The organism is Desulfovibrio sp. 7SRBS1 (assembly GCF_049723905.1).
Taxonomy (GTDB): Bacteria; Desulfobacterota; Desulfovibrionia; order Desulfovibrionales; family Desulfovibrionaceae.
In genome coordinates this window covers 607,970-630,289 of the sequence record NZ_JBJKFD010000001.1, presented here as the reverse complement: position 1 = coordinate 630,289, position 22,320 = coordinate 607,970, and the positions used below count along the sequence as shown (strand labels likewise).

Genomic DNA, 22,320 nt, shown 5'->3' with positions numbered 1-22,320 from the left:
TCAGCAAACTTTTTTTACCTTCTTTTATTTTTTCGCTTGACGCCATCGTCCTGAATAGCTAGAAGCTCTTTCCGCATCGACGGAAACGTGATGTTGATCCCCGGTAGCTCAATCGGCAGAGCGGATGGCTGTTAACCATTAGGTTGGGTGTTCGAGTCACCCCCGGGGAGCCAGAAGAAAATCATCAACAGATGATTCAAATATCTCAAAGGCCCTGAAGTTATTCAGGGCCTTTTTCTTTGGTCGTGTTTCAGAAAGAAGTCCTCTTTGCGGGACAGCACTTTTGTGATGGCCCGGCTCCTAAAAAAAGTTCAATAGAGCACAAAGAACTCTTGACACCGCCGCCATGAATAGCTAGAAGCTTTCTCCGCATCGACGGAAACGAGATGTTGATCCCCGGTAGCTCAATCGGCAGAGCGGATGGCTGTTAACCATTAGGTTGGGTGTTCGAGTCACCCCCGGGGAGCCAGAAGAAAATCATCAACAGATGATTCAAATATTTCAAAGGCCCTGAAGTTTTTCAGGGCCTTTTTTTTGGGGAAAATCCTTACTGCGACTTTTCAGCTATGCCTCTCAACATACTAATTTTACTATCTTTTTTTTGCCTGAAGACTCTCTACTCTCCTTCTTCCCGACCTGCACTCCCAACAAAATCCCAAATGGCTTGTACAAAGCTCTGCACAACCGAGCTTGATTCTGGACGATACACGGCAGCCAGTTCTACCTGAGGAAGCAATTTCGAAGTAATCTCTCCAAGCTGAAGGTAGATCACCCCTTCTCTTGGAGAACGTGTCATGGACGAAGGGACGAACCCTACCCCCATTTGAGCTGCGACAAGCGCAGCCATTGTATGTTTGCTTTGAGCCTCTTGCCGCAGCACAGGAGTAACATGCATTGATTGAAAGGCACTTAGAAAGCAATCGTGCAAAACAGGATTGGTTCTCCTGGGAAACAATATCAACGGTTTTTCTTCCAAGTCAGAAAGTTCTATGCTCGTTTTTTCAGCCAACGGATCCCCTGTCGGCACAGCGAGCACATACGGTTCTCTCTGATAAATGACGGCCTCGGCTCCATACAGATCCTGGTCGAAATAACGGATGCATGCGACGTCGAGATGCTGCGCCGCCATCATTTCCAAAAGCTTTGGAGTCCCTGCTTCTCTGAGTTGCAAATAAATCCCCGGATGAGCGCTCCGAAACTGCTGTATTATCATGGGCAAGGGGCCATCCATAGAGGGGGCCACAAAACCAAGTTCGAGTTCCCCTTCCAGTCCTTCGGCAACCAACTTGGCTCTTTCGCCGGCGTGCTCCAGTCGGCTTAAAATCTCCCGAACATCTCCCAAATACGCTTTGCCCGCCTCGGTCAACTCCACTCGGCGATTGGTTCTGATGAACAGGGCGACTCCGAGAGCCTCCTCAAGTTTACGTATCTGCTGACTCAGCGGAGGTTGGGCCATATGCAGCCTTTCAGCCGCCCTGCCAAAATGAAGCTCTTCTGCCACCGCAATAAAATACTGCAAGCGTCGCATGCTCATAAAACAGTATCCTTTTCATATCACTTTTGCACTTTAGCAATAAGATACATATGGATCAATTGGATGTATATTTTGCTCACAGCACCATAAGAAACAGCCCGAAAGAAAGCATCTCCCGGGCTGTTCGGCTGGTAATGAAATAAATTCCGTGATGACTTTAGAAATCCAGGCTCTTTGGCGTTCTGGGATACGGGATGACATCACGGATATTGGTGATGCCGGTGATAAGCATGAGCAGCCTCTCAAAGCCCATGCCGAAACCGGAATGCGGGGCCGACCCAAAACGCCGCAGGTCCAGGTACCACCAGTAGTCGTCTTTGTTCAGCCCAAGTTCATCAATGCGACGCTCCAAAACGTCCAACCGTTCTTCGCGCTGTGATCCACCGATTATTTCCCCGATACGGGGGACCAGCACATCCATGGCTGCGACTGTTTTTTCATCATCATTGAGCCGCATGTAGAACGCTTTGATGTCCTTGGGATAATCATAAACGATGACAGGTTTTTTAAACGCGGTCTCCGTAAGAAAACGTTCATGTTCTGTCTGAAGATCAATGCCCCATTCCACTGGGAATTCGAACTTCTTTTGGGCTTTTTGGAGAATTTCAATTGCCTCGGTATAGGACACACGCTCAAATGGATTGTTTTGGATGTTATCCAGCGTGGCTTCCAATGTTTTGTCCACCCACTTGGTGAACAATTCCAAGTCGTCGGCACACTGCTCCCGAACCCGTTTGATGATATATTTGAGCAGGTCTTCACCCAGCTGCATGTTATCTTCCAGATCAAAAAAGGCCGCTTCGGGTTCGATCATCCAAAATTCCGCAGCATGTCTCGCCGTATTGGAATTTTCCGCTCGGAAGGTCGGCCCAAAGGTGTATACTCGACCATGAGAAAGTGCATAGGTTTCCGCAGAGAGCTGTCCGGAAACAGTAAGATTGGCTTCCTTCCCGAAAAAGTCTTCTGTATCAAAATCTTTTGGAATCGGATTATGCAAATCCAGCGTAGTGACGCGGAACATCTCTCCGGCCCCCTCGCAGTCCGATCCTGTCAGAATTGGCGAATGCATGTTGAAAAAGCCGTTTTCATGGAAAAAGTCATGCACAGCTTTGGCAGTTTCGGAACGAATACGAAACATTGCTCCGAATTTATTTGTCCGCCCGCGCAAGTGTGCGATTGACCGGAGAAATTCATCAGAATGCCGTTTCTTTTGGAGGGGATATTCTTCAGGAGCAGCTCCAATGAGTTTTATTGTTGTAGCTTTGACCTCCCACTTCTGGCCTTTGCCGGGTGATTCAACCAGATCTCCTTCAATTTCCGCAGCTGCTCCAGTGGCGAATTCGCTGATTTGGTCGTACCCGGGAGTCCCTGCATCGACGACGACCTGAATCCCTTTCAGGCAAGAGCCGTCATTGATTTCCATGAATGAAAAATCTTTGCTGTCGCGCCGGGTTCGTACCCACCCCTGAATGATGACGCCGCTTTGAGACGCGCTCGCCTCGAGCGCCGCCTTTACTCTAAGTTTCTGCATTCTCCCGCTCCTTGCGTCAGAAAATGTTGTGTAGGTGCATTTACGCATTGTTTTACAGCATGAATGCACTCAGTCTGATTTTCCCAGAAAACTATACTCTGGGAGTTTCTTCAAAAAATTTCCGTATATCTTCTGTGTTGAGCCCCTGCCCCAACGCCGCCATGAGCAGAATACGTGCTTTTTGCGCTGGCATATCGCCCCCCATGATAACCCCATGGCGTTTAAGATCGGCAGCTCCCCCTGGATACCCATATATTGGCCAAACCCCGCCTTCAATACAACGGGATGTCAGCACTACGACAACCCCGGACTTCACGGCTCGGGAGAGTGGTTCCTGTACCCTCAAAGGCACATTTCCAGCTCCGAATCCCTGGACGACAAGTCCCTTTGCTCCGTGTTCCAAAGCACTGGCAATAAAATGTCCATCCATGCCAGGGCAAAAGGAAATAAGATCGACCTTGGGCTCTATCAAATCCGTTTTGCAGGACCGCCTGCGCACCGGGCAACGTCGAATATGCACTTTCTCACCGACGATTATCCCGACAGGACCGGCTCCTGGTGCATCAAAAGAATTGATGTTCATGGAGTGAATTTTAGTCACCTCACCTGCCGCAAAAAATCTATCCGCCATGCTCACCAGCACCCCCATCTCGCTGGGGATGTTTCCGGCACATGCCAAAATGGCCGACCTCAGATTACGGATACCGTCGTAACCAGGCTCCCCAAAACTGCGCATGGCACCGGTAAAGACAACCGGCTTGTCGGAACGTAGCGTTACATCCATCATATATGCACTTTCTTCCATAACGTCAGTGCCATGTGTCACGACAGCCCCGCAGATGTCCGATTTTTCAAGAACGCCGTCCACATCACGGGCAAGCTTGAACATCAGTTCAGGAGTCATGTGTGGGCTTGGAAAATTCGACCAGGGGTAGGGTTCAAGCGTGATACTTTCAGGCAGCTTACCCAAATCAGCCATCAGTTGTTGCAAATCCACGGCGGGCACAACACTGCCTTCTTCCCCTTCGGCACGCATGCCGATCGTCCCGCCGGTAAAAAATACCGCTACTTTTTTTTTGGTATGTTGCTGCATGGTCGAATCCTCATACTGGCTGTTATTTAATGGCCGTGGTATACCAGGGGCACACCTCCGTCAATAAGGAACAAACACTGCCGTATAGGAAAAACCCACCCCTATCAGCCACCGGTTGCGCCCGGCGCGCTTTGAATGTATCAGCCTGTTACGCGACAAACCCTTGAAGCAAGGACTCTATATGGGATTTTTCTCCAAGATAAAAAAACTTTGGGATGTGGATTCTCGGCTCGACAATGCCGTAGACGAATATAAAAAAGAACAGGGAATTCCAGAAGCTCCAAGTCCCCAAACAGCGAAACAGGAATTTCACCAAGAACTCCCCGAGACGGAAACAATTGAGACGCCACCGGTTTCCGATCCTGTCCCATCTGCGCCTGCCGAACCACAAATTCAAGATGTTGCCGAAAAGCCTGCGTCCCACGTTTCCGAACAGGGCACGGGGGAAATGCCCCCGTGGCAGACATCCCTCCTCTTGTCTTTACGGGAAGCCGAACCACGCCTTTCCGTGTGGCTTAACCTTATCCTCGAAGGAATAAGCAAGGCTGACGACGTTTTGTGGGAGCGTTTGGCTTTTCTCATGCACGCTCTGGAAGTACCACAAACGGAAGCCGACGACTTCATCATTCGTTTTCAAGCATGGCTCGATGATATGGAGTATGAAGCGGTAGAGGAATTCCGCTCCGAGCTCCAATATCGTCTGGCTCTTGCACTTGACCTTGAGGACGAAGAAGACGAGCGGTCACGTCTTTTCCTCAAACTTTCAGAAGGCCTCGAAAAAACGCGGGAAACCATAACCCGCCGTATCGAAAGTCTGCTTACGTCCCACGACTCCATAAACAACGCCTTCTGGGAAGAACTGGAAGAAATATTGATTATGGCTGATGTGGGATTTGAACCTTCAATGAAACTTGTCGAAAACCTGAAAGAACGCGTCCGCAAATCAGGTTCCGACGATCCTTCTTGCTTCAAGGAACTTCTGCACGAAGAACTTGCTGATCTGTTCAAGGGAAAACGTCGCATCAGTGCTGTCAATCCGCCTGAAGTCATTATGATGGTCGGTGTCAACGGAGTAGGAAAGACCACCACTATCGCCAAACTCGCCCACCGTGCTCAAATGCAAGGCCGCAAAGTGCTGATAGCAGCGGGAGATACTTTTCGCGCGGCAGCCATTGAACAGCTGGAAGTATGGGCGAAGCGTGTTGGAACCGGATTTTATGCCAAAGGTGAAAATTCCGATCCTGCAGCCGTCGCTTATGAAGCCATAGAGTATGCCAAGCAAAACGGGTACGACCTCGTGCTGCTCGATACCGCGGGACGCCTCCATACCAAAGTCAATTTGATGGAAGAACTGAAAAAGATCCGACGGGTTGCCGGAAAACAGCACGAAGGTGCACCGCATCGTTGCGTCCTCGTGGTAGATGCCACTACAGGGCAGAACGCTATTTCCCAGACCAAGCTTTTCGACGAGGCCGTGGGTGTGGACGAAATAGTTCTGACAAAACTCGATGGCACCGCCAAGGGCGGCATTGTGGTGGCGATTGCCCTGGAGTTTGGAATTCCGATTACGTTCGTTGGCTTGGGAGAAAAGATGGAAGACCTTCGTCCTTTTGACGGAGGAGATTTTGCCCAGGCACTTCTTTCTTAATTTTCTATTTCGCAAAATTCCGGGGTCAAATCCTCGACCCCGGAAAAAAAACGGACTTTTACCGCCCGTTTTTTAACCAATCCGCTTCAATTTCTGGACTTTCCACCTATTCTTGACTATGCCCCCACCCCAGAGGCTTGTGAATATCTTTTCAAATTTTAATGTATTGGACGGTTTCCAATGAGCACACGCGAAACATGGGGCTCTCGTGCCGGGTTCGTGTTGGCCGCGGTAGGCTCTGCCATCGGCCTGGGGAATATCTGGCGTTTCCCCTACATTGCCTTTAAAAATGGTGGTGGAGCATTCCTTATTCCTTATATTTTTGCCTTGCTCACAGCGGGCATCCCTTTCATGATTCTTGAATTCGGGCTTGGACACAAATTTCGTGGTTCAGCTCCCAAAACTTTTGCATCCATATCTAAGAAATGGGAATGGCTTGGGTGGCTGCAGATTGGCATTACATTCGTTATTGGTATTTATTATGTTGCTGTCATTGGCTGGGCTATCTCGTATACGTTCTTTTCCCTTACACAGGCATGGGGGAATGCGCCAAAGGACTTCTTTTTTAATCAGTATCTGCACTTAAGCTCATCCCCTCTGGAACTGGGAAGCATCCAGACTGGAATACTCATTACAACACTGATGGCCTGGATTATTACCTGGGGTGTGTTGCATATGGGGGTGCGGAACGGAGTAGAAAAAATCAGCAAGATATTCATGCCCCTGCTTTTCTTTATGGTTCTGCTCATTATTGGGCGCACCCTGACATTAGATGGGGCGATGAATGGCCTCCAGTGGCTGTTCAAACCAGACTTTTCCAAAATTATGGACTACCATGTATGGACCGATGCTTACGGGCAAATCTTCTACACACTGAGCATCGGCTTTTCCATTATGATTACGTATGCCAGTTATCTGCCTAAAAAGTCTGATATCAACAACAATGCCTGTATGACGGTCTTCATCAACTGCGGATTCTCCCTCCTTGCTGGCATCATGATCTTCGGTATCTTGGGCCATATGGCAGCCAAACAAGGTGTAGGAGTTGATGAAGTGGTAAGCTCCGGTGTTGGTCTGGCGTTTATCACTATTCCCACTGCCATCAACACTCTGCCTGCCCCCGTTTTTTTCGGGACGTTGTTTTTTCTTTCCCTGACGGTTGCCGGATTGAGTTCACTTATCTCGATTGTCCAGCCCATGGTGTCGGCCATTACAGATAAATTTGGCTGCTCTCACAGGCGGGGTGTCGCCTTGATATGCATTCCTTCAATCATCTTCAGCATTGTCTTCACCACACAGGGGGGCTTGCTGTTATTAGATATTGTGGACCATTTTATAAACAATTTCGGCATTCTTTTCTGCGGATTGATTGAAATCATTCTGTTGAGCTGGATTTGCCGGTTGGATGTAATGCGGGAACATGTCAACGCAATTTCCGAGTTCAGAGTCGGTAAGGCATGGACCTTTTGTCTTCGTTTTGTGACCCCCATCGTGCTGGGCTACATGAGTATCTGCAACGCCATAGGTGACTTATCCGCCAACTATGGTGGTTACTCAGACAAGGCAATACTGTATTACGGATGGGGAGTGCTGGGCATACTTGTCTTACTTGCTTTATTCTTGCACAATAAGAAAGCGATAGACAGTAACTATGCTGTAGTCGACCAATCCTTGTGGAGGTAAATACAATGACCACAAGCGCAATCATCATGATGCTCTTCGGCTTGATTCTTACGTGGGGCGGGGCTATGTTCTGCATCCGCTTGGCGATAAAGACTAAAAAAAAGTAGAAATAGCTACAATAAGGCCCCGGAATGCTGCTGCACTCCGGGGCCTTTTTTATTCAGTTCCACAGTTTATTCCGAAAAATTCCAAGGCACTTCCTCCTTCCAGGCAGGTACACAATGGGCAGAAAATCCAGGAAAAACAATACTGCCATGATGAAGATACAAGCCTGAAGCGCCCTCCCCCTCCCCATACAATGTATCACCTATAATGGCGTGCCCCAGGTGGGACAAATGCACACGAATTTGATGCCTAGCTCCCTTATGGATGATTGCCCGTACCAACGTCGTATGCTTTGAAGCATCCCGATATAAAGGCTCGACACTTGTCCAACGCCTGGCGTCTGTGTTTTCTTCGTTGAGCACTCGGGTTTTCTTACGGTTTTCGGTATCCAGGGTGAAACGAAGTGTGACAGCTTGTTCCAGATCCCCAGTCACCAGTGCATAATATGTTTTTACTATTCGTCCTGTCGCTTCATACTCTTTGTAGCGAAGAGCAGCTTCGTGCGACTCCGCAGCCATAACAATCCCGGAAGTTGGTTGATCAAGCCGGTTGAGAAGACAAAGGGTGCCCATATCTTCATGCCTGCCCATCTGTTTTTCCAGACTTTCGCCACCGCCTCCGGAAAGCGCTACCGTATGGAGCCCCCCTGGCTTGTAGAGAGCTACAAAACCATTTTCTCTGGACAAAACATACGGCGCCGCACACACATTTTGAAGAATTGGCAAAATCCCCACCGTTTGTCCGTTGAACACACGGTACCCCGACTTTTTTTTCTGCCCATTCACCTCTACCCTGCCCTGCTCAATCAGACGGCGGCGGCCTCGGAGGCTCATATCAGGAAAAAGAAGGGAAAGAAACTTATCCAACCGCCATTGGACTTGGGGCTGGGCAACTGCGAGCAAAAGCTCGTATTGTTTTTGATTTGGCGTTACCATGATGAAGAAGACGTATTGTTGAAATTAGTAATTTAATCAAAAAAGCCGACATATGGAGCGGCATATGAACAAAACAATTAAAATTCTCGTCGTGTTGGCCGCCTCTCTACTTATTATCTGTGTGGCCGCCGTTATAATTATCCCCATGGTGGTCAATCCCAACGACTACAAACCTCAAGTAGAAGAAGCGGTACAAGAGGCAACAGGGAGAACGTTCCAGGTTGAAGGTGATATTGAACTTTCCTTCTTTCCTTGGATCGGCTTTCGTCTGAACCGAGTAAGCCTTGGAAATGCCCCATGGTTCAGCCAGGTCCCCATGACACGTATCAAGGAAGCCGACGTCAAAGTCGGCCTCATCCCCTTGCTCAGTCGTGAAATTGTGGTGGAGACGTGTCTGCTCAAGGGGCTGCAACTCTACCTGGGCAAGGATAGTTCCGGCAAGTCCAACTGGATGGATTTGCACGAAAAACAGGCAGAAACTTCAACTTCGGACCAGGCAAAAAAAAGTACATCTGAAAACCAATTCTCTATTAAATCCATAAGCGTACGCGGTGTGGAAATTTCAGATGCAGAAATAACCTGGGAAGACCAACAAAAAAAAGAAAAGTACACGGCAAGCTCCATCAATATGAAGGTTACCGGCAGTAACCTGTCTGAACCATTTACCGCCAGTCTTTCCATGGCTGTGGATAGCGCGAAACCGGACATCAAGGCGATAATGAATCTGACCTCACAAATTACGCTTGAACTGTCCGAAAACACAATACTTTGCAAGGGAACCCAAATCGATATCGATTTGCAGCGAATGAGCCTTCAACAACCAGAAAAGAAGCCACTTTCCGGCAAGCTGAAACTGACCGGCGACCTCAAAGCCGATTGGAAGACCGGCTTGGCGGAGCTGAAGAACCTTGAACTGGCTTCGACACTCGAAGGCGGACCGATTCCCGGTGAAAGAATTGATGCAGCACTTGCGGCAAATATGGTTCTGAACTGGCTGCAACAAACGATTGTAGTGACCTGTTTGAAAGCAGATGTGTACAACAACCTGTCGTTAACAGGGACTTTCAACGGCAAAAAACTTTTTACCTCACCGGTAGTCAACGGAGTCATCACGCTAGATAATTTTTCACCGAAGGCCCTGATGAAGGCAATGGCTCTCCCCCCACTGGATGCGATGGATCCCAAAGCCCTTACGGAGATGGAAGCCAACCTGCAGTTCAGCTATGGAGCTGACAAAGCTGTGATTGAATCTTTAACCGTTCACCTGGACGATACCGTTTTCACAGGACAAATGACCGCGGCCCATTTTTCCAAAACTGCCGGTCTGCCTTCCCTGACTTTCGACCTAAATGCCGACGCTTTGGACGTAGATAGGTATCTACCGTCCAAAAAATCTGAGAAAGTCACATCAAGTCCTACTGCAGACGTTTCGTCAAACAAAAATGCCAAAGAATCCGCAGAGCTTCCGGTGGAACTTCTCAAGTCGCTCGACGTGGACGGACAGCTGAAAATTGGAAAACTCAGAGTCTACAAAATTCCGACAAACAATATCGAAGCCCGTGTTACCGCCCAAAACGGTCGAGTAGCTTTGTCCCCGCTGAGCCTGAATATTTTTCAAGGCACGCTCAATACAGATGTAGTTGTCGATGCGAGTCTTAAAACGCCTCTGAGCAGTTTGGTGCTCAAACTCAAGCAGCTTGATCTGGAAAAGACTCTCGGCAGCTTTATGAAGACTCCTGCAGCAGGAGGATCGGCCGGATTGAATATGGACCTGCAGGCTAAAGGCAGCAAATATATTGATATGCTCTCCAAGCTGGATGGAAAAATCTCCTTAGCCGCCCTTGATGGCTATATACGAGGATTCCGCCTGGAGCCGGGACGTTTCGACAGGCAGAAAGGATATAGTCCCCCTGCCGGAGATGTGCCCAACCTGACGGAGTTTGAACGTGTAGGAGTAGACTTTGATATTAAAGACGGCCTTGCTACAACCCGCAACATCAAAGTCAAAACACACAATGCAAGTATAGACGGAACGGGGAGTATTGACCTCGCCACACAGCGCATGGACATGACTTTCGACGCTGACCTCCAGATTATGGTCGTGCCCATAAGTGTCGAAGGACCTCTCACTGATCCTCACATCACGGTGAACACAAGCCGCATTCTCATGAATACGGTCAAAAGAGTCGGGTCAATCCTAGAAAAAAGTGTAAAAACCGGGGGTGACGTGGGGAAAGGCGCTGTGGACATCCTTCGTGAAGGAACCAAAGGTATAATAAACCTGTTCGGAGGAAGTAAAAAATAAATTGGAAACAAGTAAGATCACCAAAATCCATGTCGGCACTCCCTGGTTTTGCTGGTAAGAAACCCAGGGAAAGCCCAAAAATGGAAGCTGACATTGGATCAAGAAGTACAACGCAGAAAGACTTCACTTCACGACTCACTTGGCAGGGTGACTCTCCCGAGTGAGTCCTGTTCCATTACTCGCGGGCCATTTCGACTTTTGGAATGCACAAGCGGGGATAAATTTACATAAGCCTGTGGCGACGAGGATATCAAAAATTGCAGGCCGACCGATTGGAAAGTCGTTTAAGGAAAACTTCGCCTGTGTCGCTTCTGAACAGCAGTTTTCGACCAAACTCCCCTCCCACATTGGAGGCCACAACACGCAAGTGCAATTTTTCTAATATGCTGTAGGCCTCTTCCACATTACGGCGCCCCACGTTAAAGCCGCTCTGCATAACCGAAGCCCCACCAAACACCTTGGTTTCTATTTGATCCCTACGAATTCCACGCTTCAGCATTTCATTACAAATGTATTCGATGGCAGGCCCAACAAACCTGTAGCGTTCAGCCAAACTGACACCGCTCAACGCCATGCCGGTCCCCGGCAGCAAAGCGTGGAAAATTCCTCCCACAGAATAATTATGAGAGAAAAAACTCACGGATACGCAACTTCCCAGAACGGTTTTCACCACACAGGGAGATTCGTAAATGCCGCCTTCCCCAACTTTCAGATAAGCTTCGGGAAGCGCTTTTAGCTCACACGCAATGTTCTTCATCGGTGACGTTGTTCTCAATAATCTGCAGATTACGAAGTGACTCGATAAGGGCTTCGATTTCCAAAGGTTTGGTCAAATATGCATCGGCACCGCACTCATACTGTGCAGTCACCATATGCTTGGAGTCACTCAGACAGGAGACCATGATAATCTTAACACCCTTTTCAGACTCAGGAAGGCGTTTTTGTTCAATGTCCCGTATGGCGGATACTGCACTCAAGCCATCCATCACAGGCATCATAATATCCATCAATACGGCATCGTAAGGTCGGCCTTCATCAAGAGCTTCCCCAAACAACGTCACGGCTTCATTCCCATTCCAGGCAGCAGTACATTCGCCGTATCTTTTCATGATGGTTTGCAGATATTGTTGAACCGAGTTGCAATCATCTGCAATCAAAAAACGTAACACCATACTCCTCCTGATCAGTGTTCAAAGCCTCTACCCACGTTACAGCAAATATAGATGAGTACATATCGAAGGAGCGTTGAACAAAAATTACCCCTATTCCTCACAAAGGTCTATTCTTACATTCCCGATTCTCTGCAAAGAGGTAAGATGAGCTATTATAATTTCCTCATGGCACATAGAAAGAAAAAAAGGTATTATATTTAGTAAAAGGTAGATTGATCGATGCACATATGATCGGCCCGGTTGTCCAACTGCCGTGGATAGCGTCAGATAGGAGGAAGAAATGTTCTGTCCGCATACTTCCCTGCCCTAGCGACGTCATCATAGGGGCCGACAGGATTTACCACAAGTCATGCTACACACACATGCCGAACTTCAAAAGCCCCTCAGCTCCAAGAAGGGGGTCCCCTTCCTGCTCCTGATATGCCTGACACTTTCAGCAGTGGTTCATGCTGCAGTGGTAATCACTTTACTGCAGCTACAGAGTTCGCCAGTAGACCAAGTCAAAGTAGTCCCTCTTATGTGTGATCTCGTCACTTTGCAATCCACCATTCCCACAGAGAAAACCCCAAAGCCCCAGCCACTTATTATATCCACACCACAACCAGCTGTAATCGCAGAGCATCACCTCATTCCCCCAGTCTCAACTACAGTTCCTCACCCTCCTTTCCCCCGCCCAAAAGCTGTCGAGCCCAAGTCAAAGGCCGCATCCAAATTCCAACATAAGACACACTATTACAGAGAAGTCGCCCCAAGCAAACAACAGTCACTCAGTGACATTCCGGCACAGCACAGAAAAGTTGTCCAACAAATTACAGCCAAACACCATATGACATGGAGAAGCCTCATCTCGCCGGATTATGCCAAAAATGACTTTGTAGGACACTACATTGTTGCCCCTGGGCATTTTGTCAGCATCCTTTCCTCTCCAGAGAAGCCAAATGACTTTATCCTGTTTGATTCAAAATCGGGGAGGCTGCACCATCTCTGGCGTAAGGAAATTCTGCACTATACGTACGGACCGGATGCTGAACATGAAAAACCGGTCCGTGGGGTCGTACTTTTCATGCCAGTTAAAGACGATATGGACCAAAACCCACTGGTCAATTGGACCAGCCGCCTTATGTGGATACCGGAAAACAAACCAGCGATCATGGCAGACAAGGTCAAATTGGAGGAAACCGAGGTCGTCTTTTTCAATGGCGACAACATCATATCCGGCATGCTGACCCGCCACAAAGATGTTTCTACACAAGCTCGGGTGCCGGACAAACTTCAGCCGGGCATCGTGTGGGCTCAGGGAGGAGGATGTGAAGAATCACGCATGGCGACAGGATTGGCCCGGCTAATGGCTGTGCATGGTTATGCCTTTCTGTCATTCAAGGCACGTGGTTGCGGCGATTCAAGTGGAAATTTTATACATTCCACGCCACAACAAATCGCCTCGGATATTCTTACCGCGCATGAATTTCTAAGTCAGACCGAAGGAGTGGATGCCCACCGAATCGGAATATGGGGAACACAGGAAGGATTTCTCCCGGCTTTGATCGCCTGTGCCGAATCCCCTCAAAACCCGAAGTGCGTTCTTACCGTACTATCCCCTCAATGTATTGAATCTGCAGAAAACGCAAAAATCAAGCCGTTGCTCAAACAGCCGTCCCTGGTCATCGCCGCCCACGATATCATGCCCAGAGTTCACGATTTCCTCGCCACCCAGCCCGAAGCAGAATTTGTGGCAATAGATTGCAGCTGTTCCAACAAAACTGCAGACTCTTTTTCAAACCCACCGAACCTAGACCAGCTGGCCCCAGTACTCGCAGGTGCGGTGTCCTCATGGCTCAAAAAGATAGGCAACCGATAATAGAAGTAATTTTCTTCCAACCAAGGAGATCACCATGGCCCGTATTCATATATCTGGATCGTTTTTTATACTCGCGGTGATGTTGTCCCTTTTGTGCAGCTGCTCAACACATGAAAAAGAACCTCCTGTTTTTCAACGAGAAACAAACCCTCAACTCGGCGCTGTGACACTGCCAGATTTCGTGAAGAATGCTCCATCCGCCCACCAGGCAATGACACTCAAAGTACCGGTTATTCTGCAGAGGGATAACTACTCTTCCGGCCCGACCAGTCTGGCAATGGTAATGGGATCATACGACGTCAAGACTTATCATAAAAAGGAAGTATGGAAGCGTTCAGGAACGACTTTCAGGCAGGTGCTCCAAGAATGTGGCAACGATATGGACGGACTGGAACGGGCAGCCCGATCATATGGTTTCAGCCGAATGAAATTCGTAAAAGACGCTACACTGGACGATGTCCGCAAACTTTTAAATGCGGGAGTTGCTCCTATTGCCAATGTCCGCAGCTTTCACAGTTCCAGACCGGATGCTTATTGCAGCGTTGTGGTTGCAGGCTATTCCCCTACGGCATTCCTGCTACATGATCCCACCAAGGGTGTGTACAAAATTCCGCCAAAAAAATTTCTTCAGCACTGGCAGGCCCATCTGTGTACCCCCCAAAAGGGAATGGTTGAGCGCTCTCTTTTCATTCTCTACCCCAAAGAAGGGGTAGAGGCTCCCTGATTGGTTACAACCATGGATCACGATCGGCACCATATTTTCTTAAAAAGGTAACTCCTTCTCAACGTGGAATGCTCCTCTACAATATATTTGATCGCAAGGGTGAAAAAACGCTTTATTCGATCACTACCGGAGGAACATAACCATGACTTCAATCGACCGTAGAGAAGTTCTGCGTCTGGGTGCAGTGGCTTCCGTGGCAGCTCTAACTGTTGGAGGCTTCCCCTCTCCTGCCAAGGCCGCCCCAAAGTCAGTCAGTTTTGATGAATGCCAAGCCATGTCCCCCGAACAAATGGCCCAGGCTTCGGAAAAAGTTCAACGCGCGTGGAAAGCCCTGCAACACCGTGTTTCATCTATCAAAAATCAGGAGATACGTTCAGCTGTCCAAACGATTCTGAACAATCCCGCGCCAACTCTCCTCAAGGGAATTGGGCAAGCTGAACGGACGGAGGTATATCAGGAGCTTGGCAAACGAGGACTCCTCACCGGTGTGTCCGAACAAAAATATCTGCCCCCTGCTCAAAGTGTCGAAAAAAGCCCCCAGCCATTTCTTTCCGCACCGGGAAGCGGCTACGGAAGTCACCATGCGTACCCTGGTGGCCTTGTGACACATACCGCACTCAACACACTGGTTTCTCAAGCACTATACGAAGGCTACCGCGATATTTATTCCTTCGACCTGGACCAAGATACTGTTTTGGCTTCGCAGATTCTTCACGACCTGCACAAACCGTGGGTTTTCCAGTGGCAGGAAGACGGTTCATCACTTCCAGAACAACGGATAGCCGGAACAGGTGCCCATCATGTACTGAGCGTGGCCGAATCCATCAAACGCGGAATCCCTGCGGAAATCTGTGTTGCCCAGGCATGCGCTCATAATCACCCGCGTACACCAAAAGATGAAGAGCAAGTTGTTGGCTGGATAAAAGCTGCTTGTGTGATTGCCGGTGTTTCTCCTGTAAAATACGGCATGCTTTCCGCACATGGAGACACGCTTCCAATGCCGCGCCGCATGGAAGGATTTGTAACCCACCTTGGCGATCACGATTACATTTTGACCGTTCCGGCGGCTCAGTGGATTGTTCCCCAAATACAAAAAGTTGCCATCATCGAGTACGGTCTGTCCCCAAAAGATTCCAAAGGAAAAAAATTTAATCAATTACGCAACTATGTCTTCTCCCAGGCATCCATCATGGATCTGTACCACACCTACAGCACCCAGGGGATGTCCGGACTGTCCAAAGCCGTAAAATCCATTGTAGCAGCTTAGCCATTTCCTTCCATTTTCGAGGCCCCTTCCACCATGAGTGGAAAGGGCCTTTTTAGTCTCTTCATATTTTTCTTATTTCCCTCATGTGGTAAAGGGAAACTCATATTTTCTTTCCAGGCTATATCTGGCGTTTTGGGACGATCAAGAGTATTTACTCTCCTTTAACGGAGTAAAGAATGCGTCCACAACTCGACTGTCTCATATGCTTCTTACACCAGGGATTAAAAACAGCCCGCTCCTTGATGCCGGATGCCCCGGAAAAGCATGAAGAACTTCTCCGTGCCTGGAGCGCGGAGCTGTCCAAACTGGACTTTACCGAAACGCCCCCTCAATGGGCCGCGCATCTTTACCCTATGGCAACGGAGATTCTCGAAACTGAAGACCTTTTTGCTCAGGCCAAAAAAGAAGCCAATCAACGCGTCCTGGAGATTCTTCCCGAACTGCGCTCCACAGTCCTACGCGATAAAAACCCCATGCGCACGGCGCTCAATGTTTCAATTATAGGAAACTATATCGACCATGGACCACCTCAGATGTTCGACTGGGAAACAGCTTTAACCAAGGAACGTAATACGGAATTCCTCAACGGCACAGTTGAACGTTTCACCAGCCTTCTCCAGCCGGGAGCCAAACTTCTAATTCTAGGGGACAATGCCGGAGAAATTGGGCTGGACACGATTCTGGTTGAAATGCTTCGCCAACATAAGGTGCAGACCACATATGCAGTACGCAGTGTGCCCGTCCTCAACGACGCAACCTTGGAAGACGCCCGCATAGTCGGCATGGACAAGCTCTGCGAAGTCATCCCTTCCGGCAGTACCGCCCCAGGCACTATTCTCTCACAGGGCACGCCCGAATTTCTGGATGCCTATTACAATGCAGATATCGTTCTCAGCAAAGGCCAGGGAAACTTCGAATCCCTACATGACCGAGCACGACGATCCATCTTTTTTGCTTTCAAAGCCAAATGTAGTGTGGTGTGCGACCAATTGGACCGCCCCTTGGGCAGTTCCATGTTCATGTTACAGGAATCCTAAGTCCTAAAGTCGCCAGCCGCCCCTCCAGCAATGCATTGATCCGATATAGTCTTCATAAGGATCACCCAAAATATCCAACACCATTTTTTCTGAGGAAAACTGATGGTGTACTCCACTCGACTGGTGGCAACACTGGCTCTCTTAGGTGCCGTTTTGCTTTGGGGCAGCTCCTTTGTTTTTATGAAGGTAGCGGTTAATATACTTCATCCATTCATCGTCGTCTGTGGACGCATGGTTATAGCCGCCTGTTTGTTGTTGCTTTTTTCCAAACGATTTCGCCATGTGGAATATAAAGCCGGAGACTGGAAATGGTTTCTGATCATGGCCTTGTTAGAGCCATGTTTATACTTTGTTTTTGAAGCCTACGCCCTACAGAACACTTCGGCTTCACAAGCCGGGATGGTTACCGCAATGCTCCCGCTGATGGTCACTGTTGGTGCCTGGATTTTTCTTCAGGAGAGAGTAGGAAAAAGAACCATTGCCGGGTTCGTTCTTTGTGTCTCAGGCGTAGTGTGGTTGTCTCTGGCCGCCTTGGCGGATAAACACGCGCCCCACCCCTTATTCGGCAACACGTTAGAATTTTTGGCCATGGTCTGTGCTTCCGGGTACATGGTCATCATGAAATTTTTAAGCAGGCGCTATAACGCATTGTTCATTATAACTGCCCAGGCTGTAATCGGTTCCCTCTTTTTTCTTCCACTTCTGCTGCTTCCCCAGGTACATTTCCCGCATACTCTAGCCTGGGAAGCAATTTGGGCCGTCCTGTATCTTGGAGCAGTCGTTACCATCGGAGGATACGGTCTTTATAACTACGGTAACTCGTGCCTTCCTGCCAGCCAAGCCTCCATTTTCGTCAATCTGATTCCTGTCGTGGCTATTTTTTTTGGCTGGTTATTGCTTGGTGAAACACTTACCTTTTCCCAATATGCAGCATCAGGCATCGTATTGGCAGGAGTCTGTCTCAGCCAAAGCAACGCGTAACGCAGACACGCCATGTGAATGCATCCCAATTTTTTCCCAAAAGAAAACTATTGCAGAGCTTTCTTTCTACGCCTATTTTAATGAGGCCAAAGAAAAAGGAGCCTTAATTAATGCCAAATTCCGTGGTGCGGAAGCCGATAATCGCCCTGGCGATTTTGGTTTTCTTGAGTATTGTCTCGCCGAAGACAAATGCCCTTGCCCTTACAATTGTCAATAAGACCAACAAACTGGTCGTCTGTACAATCCGCAGCGAAGAGACAACCCGTCCGCTGGCTCAATTTTTTGTGTATCCCGGCAAGCAACAGGAATGGAATCCCTTCGGTGTGCAAGCGCAACACTGGCAAGTCTCCCTTGTGGCAGAAGATAACGGGATGTACACATCCAGCCAGCCGATTGTGGTTTACCCATCTTCAATTGCCAACACTCTTCTTGTAGAGGAAGGGCATGACCATGCTGAGCTGGAAGTTCTAGACTCTGTTCCCCAAACTGCGGGGATTTCTTCAAGGAATCAAGCTGGCTCGTAAACCTTTACTCAACCTTTTCAAAATTGCAGTGGCTCTCCAATCAGGAGGGCATCCCACGTAGACTAAACGGGCCTACTCGCAGAGAAGAGATATATATCAATAATTTAAGCACGTTAAGGACGCATACTTTAGTACGACTTGTACTTTTATCTGTGCATCTTTTATATCATTTTTTAGAAATATGACATAGCAATATCGCTATAATGCACCTATGCTGAAGGCATTATTCAGCGCCGCATTAAAGTTTCTACTACAACGAAAAAAAACTAGACATACTGTTGGTTTTATGGAAATTAAAAAAAAATAAATATAGGGACGCCTCACTGCGACCGTCATTTTCTAAAGATATTACAAAAAATACAATGACGCCTATGAAAACAAATCGCTACACTCACAACGATAGCAAGGCTGGAAGCAGACGTCTTTTTACTCCGGCCATTTTTTTTGTTTTTTTTACTCTCGTATTGCTTTTCGGCTATTTCTTCATCAAGTCCAAACCGTCGGTAGACTTGCCCCAACTCTCGGAATCGATTGCCGTACAGACGGAACATAGCCAGGAAGAGCCCTCGCCTCCAACACCTCAAATAGAATATACCACTACAAAAAACACAATTCAAAACGGCGACACAATTAGTCGTCTGCTTGGTGGCATCTTGCAACCGCAAGAAATTCTTTCCATGGTTGCCGCATGTGACAACGTCTTTTCTTTGCGCAAAATTGCCGTCGGGCATCCTTATTCGATTATCAGGAAAAACGGTAATTTTGAAAAATTCACTTATGAAATCAATCAGGATGATCAGCTCGTAGTAACCAAGAGTGGTGATGCGTTTTCCTCTTCCTGTGTCCCTATTTCCTATGATCTCAAGCCCACAGTTGTCGATGGCGTCATCCAAAGCAGTTTGTTCGCCGCAGTATCTGAAGCAGGCGAAGAAGACGCACTTGCATACCGACTGGCTGACATGTTCGCCTGGGATATCGATTTCATTCGAGACATCAGAAAAAGAGACAGCTTCCGCGTTCTGGTGGAAAAACGCTATCGCGATGGAAAATTCGCTGGCTATGGACAGATCAAAGCGGCTGAGTTCGTAAACCAGGACAAAGTGCATAGAGGCTTTTTGTTTGAAGATGCCGAGGGACGCTCCTTTCATTACGATGAAAACGGCAAGTCTTTACGCAAAGCCTTTCTCAAGGCTCCCCTCAACTTTCGCCGTATATCCTCAAACTACTCAATGCACCGGCTTCATCCGGTCCATCATGTATATAGAAAACACCCTGCTATCGACTACGCAGCTGCAACGGGCACCCCTGTATGGGCAGTGGGCGACGGAACCGTCACTCATGTTGGTTGGAAAGGCGCAGCTGGACGAATGATAAAACTTCGCCATGGCGGTATGTATGAAACCTACTACCTGCATTTGAGCCGCTATGCCAAAGGTCTCAAAGTCGGCGACAGGGTAAGGCAGGGACAAGTCATCGGCTTTGTCGGTATGTCAGGCACAGCCACTGGCCCTCACTTGGATTTTCGTATGAAAAAGCATGGCCAGTACGTGAACCCAATGAAAGTCAGCACCCCTTCTGCACGGTCCATTTCCAAAGAGCGCATGCCTGAATTCATGGCACGTATGCAGCAGCTTGTCGCTGAATTGCACCACGATAGCCCAACACAAACTGCTGAAGCTTCTGCGGAGCCTGAACAGGGTAATAAATCCTTATAATTCTTTTCCAGAATTGAACGATAACATGCCCTAGAAAAAGTCATGTTATCGTTCCTAAGCTTTTTACCTGAAGCATACGGCTTTAAAACTGATGTAACGTTCCCAACTTAGTGACATCCAAAAAGGTATCCTCGGATGTGACTTCAGCCTACGATCGTTAAATTCAGATAGCGATGCCCGAAAAGGCACGCAAAAATCTAGAAAAAGAAGTATCGTTGGAGTTGATCAAAATTCCACAAAATAAAAAAGGGCCGCAGTAAGCGGCCCATGAAATACGATTTACACCCATCCTGACAAAACACCCCGTTCCTTCATTTCTTCAAAAAAAATAGCCGGAACCCTGCCCCAATTTCAGGCTATAAGCAAAACTGCTCACCAAGATAAAGCCTTTTAGCTTTTGGGTTTGAGACTATTTCATCTGGGATCCCATCCAGAATAATCCCCCCCTCGTACACAAGGTAAGCCCGGTCACAAATGGCCAATGTTTCACGGACATTGTGGTCCGAGATAAGCACGCCAATGCCTTTGTCCTTGAGTCCTGCGACAATAATCTGGATGTCGTCCACTGCCAACGGGTCAATACCTGCAAAAGGCTCGTCTAGCAGAATAAATTTGGGGTCACGAATAAGCGCTCTGGCTATTTCCAAGCGACGTCGTTCACCGCCGGAAAGGTGCATTGCCTTCTGCTTTTCAAGCTTGCGAATACCGAGTTCGTCCAGCAGCCCGTCAGCCTTGCGCTTCTGCTCCGCTCTGGAAAGGCCGGTATGTTGCAAAATAATCTCTAAGTTTTGACGAACTGAAAGCTTGGTGAATACCGAACTTTCCTGTGGCAGGTAGCTCATTCCACTGCGTGCACGCTCATGCAGAGGCCAGCTGCTGATGTCTTGCCCGTCAAGCAGGACTCGCCCGCCATTGGGTTTTATAACACCCACGAGCATATAGAAAGTAGTGGTTTTGCCCGCTCCGTTGGGGCCGAGTATTCCCACGACCTCTCCCCGGGTGAGACTCAAAGAGACATCACGCACCACGTCGCGGCGACCATAACGTTTTACAAGATTTTCGGCTGTAAGTTGGGACATATGCTTACTTTGGCTGTTTTTCGTCGGAGGTAAAAAATACTGCTTCAACTCTTTTTTTCTTACCACCGATAACTTCGCTGCGGTTCGTCTCGGTGTACAGACGAATGATGTTGCCTGTGATGGAGTTCTTGCCTTCCGAGAGCACAGGGTTGCCCTCAAGCTGCACAACACCGTTTTTCATGTCGTAAGTGGCTTTTTCACATTTTCCGGTCCTGCCTTCACGCAAAATGCGGACATGTCCCGTAGCCACTATCTTCTCTATTTCCGTATTGCCGGAATTAGCCAAAGATGAACCGCTTTTGTCCTCCACCTTGAGATGCGCAGTGAGCGTATCCGACCAAAGTTCAAAATCCGGCCGCTTCACATGGACATCCCCTGTGAACACAACCTTTTCACCTTGCTGGCTGTAACTGAGCTTTTCAGATGTGATTTTGGTAGGCACTTGGCCGGAAGCACTGGTATCCTTGGCCTGCGCAGCAGCAGCCAAGAAAAGACAAAAAGCGCATAGGATGCAGATTCCCAACAAAAAACGATTCATTATTTTTTTTCCTCTCCGGTGTCAGCATTAAGACCGTTTTCAGCATCCAGACGTACTCCGTCCAGAGCAAGAATTTCCCCGGTATTGAGGTTGAAAACGAATTTGGGAGCCTTGATGGTCACCCCTTCCCTACGCACATGCGCATCACCGGAAATGACGATCTGATGAATTTTCCCATTGTAGTCCAAGCGTTGACCGGTGATCTTCACATCGCCGTAATGCGCAATGACCCCGGAGTCCAAAGTCATGGTGTTCTGTGCCTGACTGACAGTGCCGTTGGGAGCGGTAATTCGCAATGGCTGTTCATCGGCATTATATTCAATAATGGGGTCAACCAAAGTGGCGGAACCGTTTTCCTGGTCGTACCCTGCGCTTTTGGCTGTCAGGGTCCAAAGTTGTTTTCCGTCCTCGCCCTGAGAGAGAGTAACTCCTTTTGCAGAGACATCGACATGCACATCGGTAGGAAGCTGGTCTATGATTTCAGCTACAGGCTGAATCTGCTTTTTAAGGACACTCCAGCCCCACATGCCGACACCTGCGCCCACAGCGCAAACGATGAGAAAGATCGCGAATTTTTTCCCCACGTACAGC

20 protein-coding genes and 2 tRNA genes are annotated in these 22,320 nt (G+C 48.4%); 13 read left to right on the top strand and 9 right to left on the bottom strand.

Going from position 1 to position 22,320, the window contains the following annotated elements:
• Positions 1-97 precede the first annotated feature (97 nt).
• Positions 98-173 (top strand) — tRNA-Asn (locus tag ACI0FJ_RS03165).
• Between the two features lie 220 nt (positions 174-393).
• Positions 394-469: transfer RNA gene (locus ACI0FJ_RS03160), tRNA-Asn, on the top strand.
• A gap of 147 nt (positions 470-616) precedes the next feature.
• Here ACI0FJ_RS03160 and ACI0FJ_RS03155 read toward each other — a convergent pair.
• The 3 genes from ACI0FJ_RS03155 to ACI0FJ_RS03145 all read right to left on the bottom strand — a co-directional run bounded on the left by ACI0FJ_RS03155 (position 617) and on the right by ACI0FJ_RS03145 (position 4,158).
• Positions 617-1,534 carry a LysR family transcriptional regulator gene (locus ACI0FJ_RS03155; protein WP_424298868.1) on the bottom strand — a complete coding sequence of 306 codons (918 nt, stop codon included), beginning with the start codon at positions 1,532-1,534 and terminating at the stop codon, positions 617-619.
• A gap of 157 nt (positions 1,535-1,691) precedes the next feature.
• The gene (gene asnS, locus ACI0FJ_RS03150; RefSeq protein WP_424298865.1) at positions 1,692-3,065 is read right to left on the bottom strand and encodes an asparagine--tRNA ligase; all 1,374 of its coding nucleotides are present in this window, start codon (positions 3,063-3,065) and stop codon (positions 1,692-1,694) included.
• Positions 3,066-3,156: 91 nt separating this feature from the next.
• On the bottom strand, positions 3,157-4,158 hold the full coding sequence (locus ACI0FJ_RS03145) for an asparaginase (RefSeq protein WP_424298862.1): 1,002 nt from the start codon (positions 4,156-4,158) through the stop codon (positions 3,157-3,159).
• Between the two features lie 181 nt (positions 4,159-4,339).
• On the opposite strand from ACI0FJ_RS03145, the gene ftsY reads away from it, so the two are divergent.
• The 3 genes from ftsY (at position 4,340) to ACI0FJ_RS03130 (ending at position 7,596) form a co-directional block, all read left to right on the top strand.
• Positions 4,340-5,806: a signal recognition particle-docking protein FtsY gene (gene ftsY / locus ACI0FJ_RS03140; RefSeq protein ID WP_424298859.1), complete on the top strand. Its 1,467-nt coding sequence runs from the start codon at positions 4,340-4,342 to the stop codon at positions 5,804-5,806.
• Between the two features lie 180 nt (positions 5,807-5,986).
• Positions 5,987-7,489 carry a sodium-dependent transporter gene (locus tag ACI0FJ_RS03135; RefSeq protein WP_424298856.1) on the top strand — a complete coding sequence of 501 codons (1,503 nt, stop codon included), beginning with the start codon at positions 5,987-5,989 and terminating at the stop codon, positions 7,487-7,489.
• A 5-nt stretch (positions 7,490-7,494) separates the two neighbouring features.
• Positions 7,495-7,596 carry a MetS family NSS transporter small subunit gene (locus ACI0FJ_RS03130; RefSeq protein WP_424298853.1) on the top strand — a complete coding sequence of 34 codons (102 nt, stop codon included), beginning with the start codon at positions 7,495-7,497 and terminating at the stop codon, positions 7,594-7,596.
• A 66-nt stretch (positions 7,597-7,662) separates the two neighbouring features.
• On the opposite strand, the gene ACI0FJ_RS03125 is transcribed toward ACI0FJ_RS03130, so the two are convergent.
• Positions 7,663-8,529 carry a pseudouridine synthase gene (locus tag ACI0FJ_RS03125; RefSeq protein WP_424298850.1) on the bottom strand — a complete coding sequence of 289 codons (867 nt, stop codon included), beginning with the start codon at positions 8,527-8,529 and terminating at the stop codon, positions 7,663-7,665.
• Positions 8,530-8,593: 64 nt separating this feature from the next.
• On the opposite strand from ACI0FJ_RS03125, the gene ACI0FJ_RS03120 reads away from it, so the two are divergent.
• On the top strand, positions 8,594-10,834 hold the full coding sequence (locus ACI0FJ_RS03120) for an AsmA family protein (protein WP_424298847.1): 2,241 nt from the start codon (positions 8,594-8,596) through the stop codon (positions 10,832-10,834).
• 250 nt (positions 10,835-11,084) lie between these two features.
• Here the strand turns inward: ACI0FJ_RS03120 and ACI0FJ_RS03115 are convergent, their stop codons facing one another.
• Both ACI0FJ_RS03115 and ACI0FJ_RS03110 read right to left on the bottom strand, forming a co-directional pair.
• Positions 11,085-11,591, bottom strand: coding sequence for a chemotaxis protein CheD (locus ACI0FJ_RS03115; RefSeq protein ID WP_424298844.1), 507 nt, complete (start codon positions 11,589-11,591; stop codon positions 11,085-11,087).
• Positions 11,572-12,006: a response regulator gene (locus ACI0FJ_RS03110; RefSeq protein WP_424298841.1), complete on the bottom strand. Its 435-nt coding sequence runs from the start codon at positions 12,004-12,006 to the stop codon at positions 11,572-11,574. Before ACI0FJ_RS03110 ends, ACI0FJ_RS03115 begins: the two co-directional genes overlap by 20 nt.
• 517 nt (positions 12,007-12,523) lie before the next feature.
• Here ACI0FJ_RS03110 and ACI0FJ_RS03105 point away from each other — a divergent pair.
• The 7 genes from ACI0FJ_RS03105 (at position 12,524) to ACI0FJ_RS03075 (ending at position 20,112) form a co-directional block, all read left to right on the top strand.
• A complete protein-coding gene (locus ACI0FJ_RS03105) occupies positions 12,524-13,864 on the top strand; it encodes a hypothetical protein (RefSeq protein WP_424298838.1) in 1,341 nt (446 codons plus the stop codon).
• Between the two features lie 34 nt (positions 13,865-13,898).
• Positions 13,899-14,588, top strand: a complete 690-nt coding sequence (locus ACI0FJ_RS03100) for a cysteine peptidase family C39 domain-containing protein (RefSeq protein WP_424298835.1) — start codon at positions 13,899-13,901, stop codon at positions 14,586-14,588.
• 142 nt (positions 14,589-14,730) lie between these two features.
• Entirely contained in the window at positions 14,731-15,855 is a 1,125-nt protein-coding gene (locus tag ACI0FJ_RS03095; protein WP_424298832.1) for a metal-dependent phosphohydrolase, read from the top strand.
• A gap of 176 nt (positions 15,856-16,031) precedes the next feature.
• Positions 16,032-16,892, top strand: a complete 861-nt coding sequence (locus ACI0FJ_RS03090) for a damage-control phosphatase ARMT1 family protein (protein ID WP_424298829.1) — start codon at positions 16,032-16,034, stop codon at positions 16,890-16,892.
• A gap of 102 nt (positions 16,893-16,994) precedes the next feature.
• Positions 16,995-17,873 (top strand): DMT family transporter, encoded by an 879-nt coding sequence (locus ACI0FJ_RS03085; RefSeq protein ID WP_424298826.1) that lies wholly within the window; start codon positions 16,995-16,997, stop codon positions 17,871-17,873.
• A 110-nt stretch (positions 17,874-17,983) separates the two neighbouring features.
• A complete protein-coding gene (locus ACI0FJ_RS03080; protein WP_424298823.1) occupies positions 17,984-18,397 on the top strand; it encodes a hypothetical protein in 414 nt (137 codons plus the stop codon).
• A gap of 371 nt (positions 18,398-18,768) precedes the next feature.
• Complete coding sequence (locus ACI0FJ_RS03075) at positions 18,769-20,112, top strand: peptidoglycan DD-metalloendopeptidase family protein (RefSeq protein ID WP_424298820.1); 1,344 nt, start codon at positions 18,769-18,771, stop codon at positions 20,110-20,112.
• A 356-nt stretch (positions 20,113-20,468) separates the two neighbouring features.
• Here ACI0FJ_RS03075 and lptB read toward each other — a convergent pair whose 3' ends face one another.
• From lptB to lptC, 3 genes are read right to left on the bottom strand one after another with little or no spacing between them, the layout of a single operon-like run.
• On the bottom strand, positions 20,469-21,191 hold the full coding sequence (gene lptB / locus ACI0FJ_RS03070) for an LPS export ABC transporter ATP-binding protein (protein WP_424306460.1): 723 nt from the start codon (positions 21,189-21,191) through the stop codon (positions 20,469-20,471).
• Positions 21,192-21,195: 4 nt separating this feature from the next.
• Positions 21,196-21,729, bottom strand: coding sequence for an LptA/OstA family protein (locus ACI0FJ_RS03065; protein WP_424298817.1), 534 nt, complete (start codon positions 21,727-21,729; stop codon positions 21,196-21,198).
• On the bottom strand, positions 21,729-22,313 hold the full coding sequence (lptC, locus tag ACI0FJ_RS03060; RefSeq protein WP_424298814.1) for an LPS export ABC transporter periplasmic protein LptC: 585 nt from the start codon (positions 22,311-22,313) through the stop codon (positions 21,729-21,731). The genes ACI0FJ_RS03065 and lptC overlap by 1 nt, the downstream gene beginning before the upstream one ends.
• Positions 22,314-22,320 lie beyond the last annotated feature (7 nt).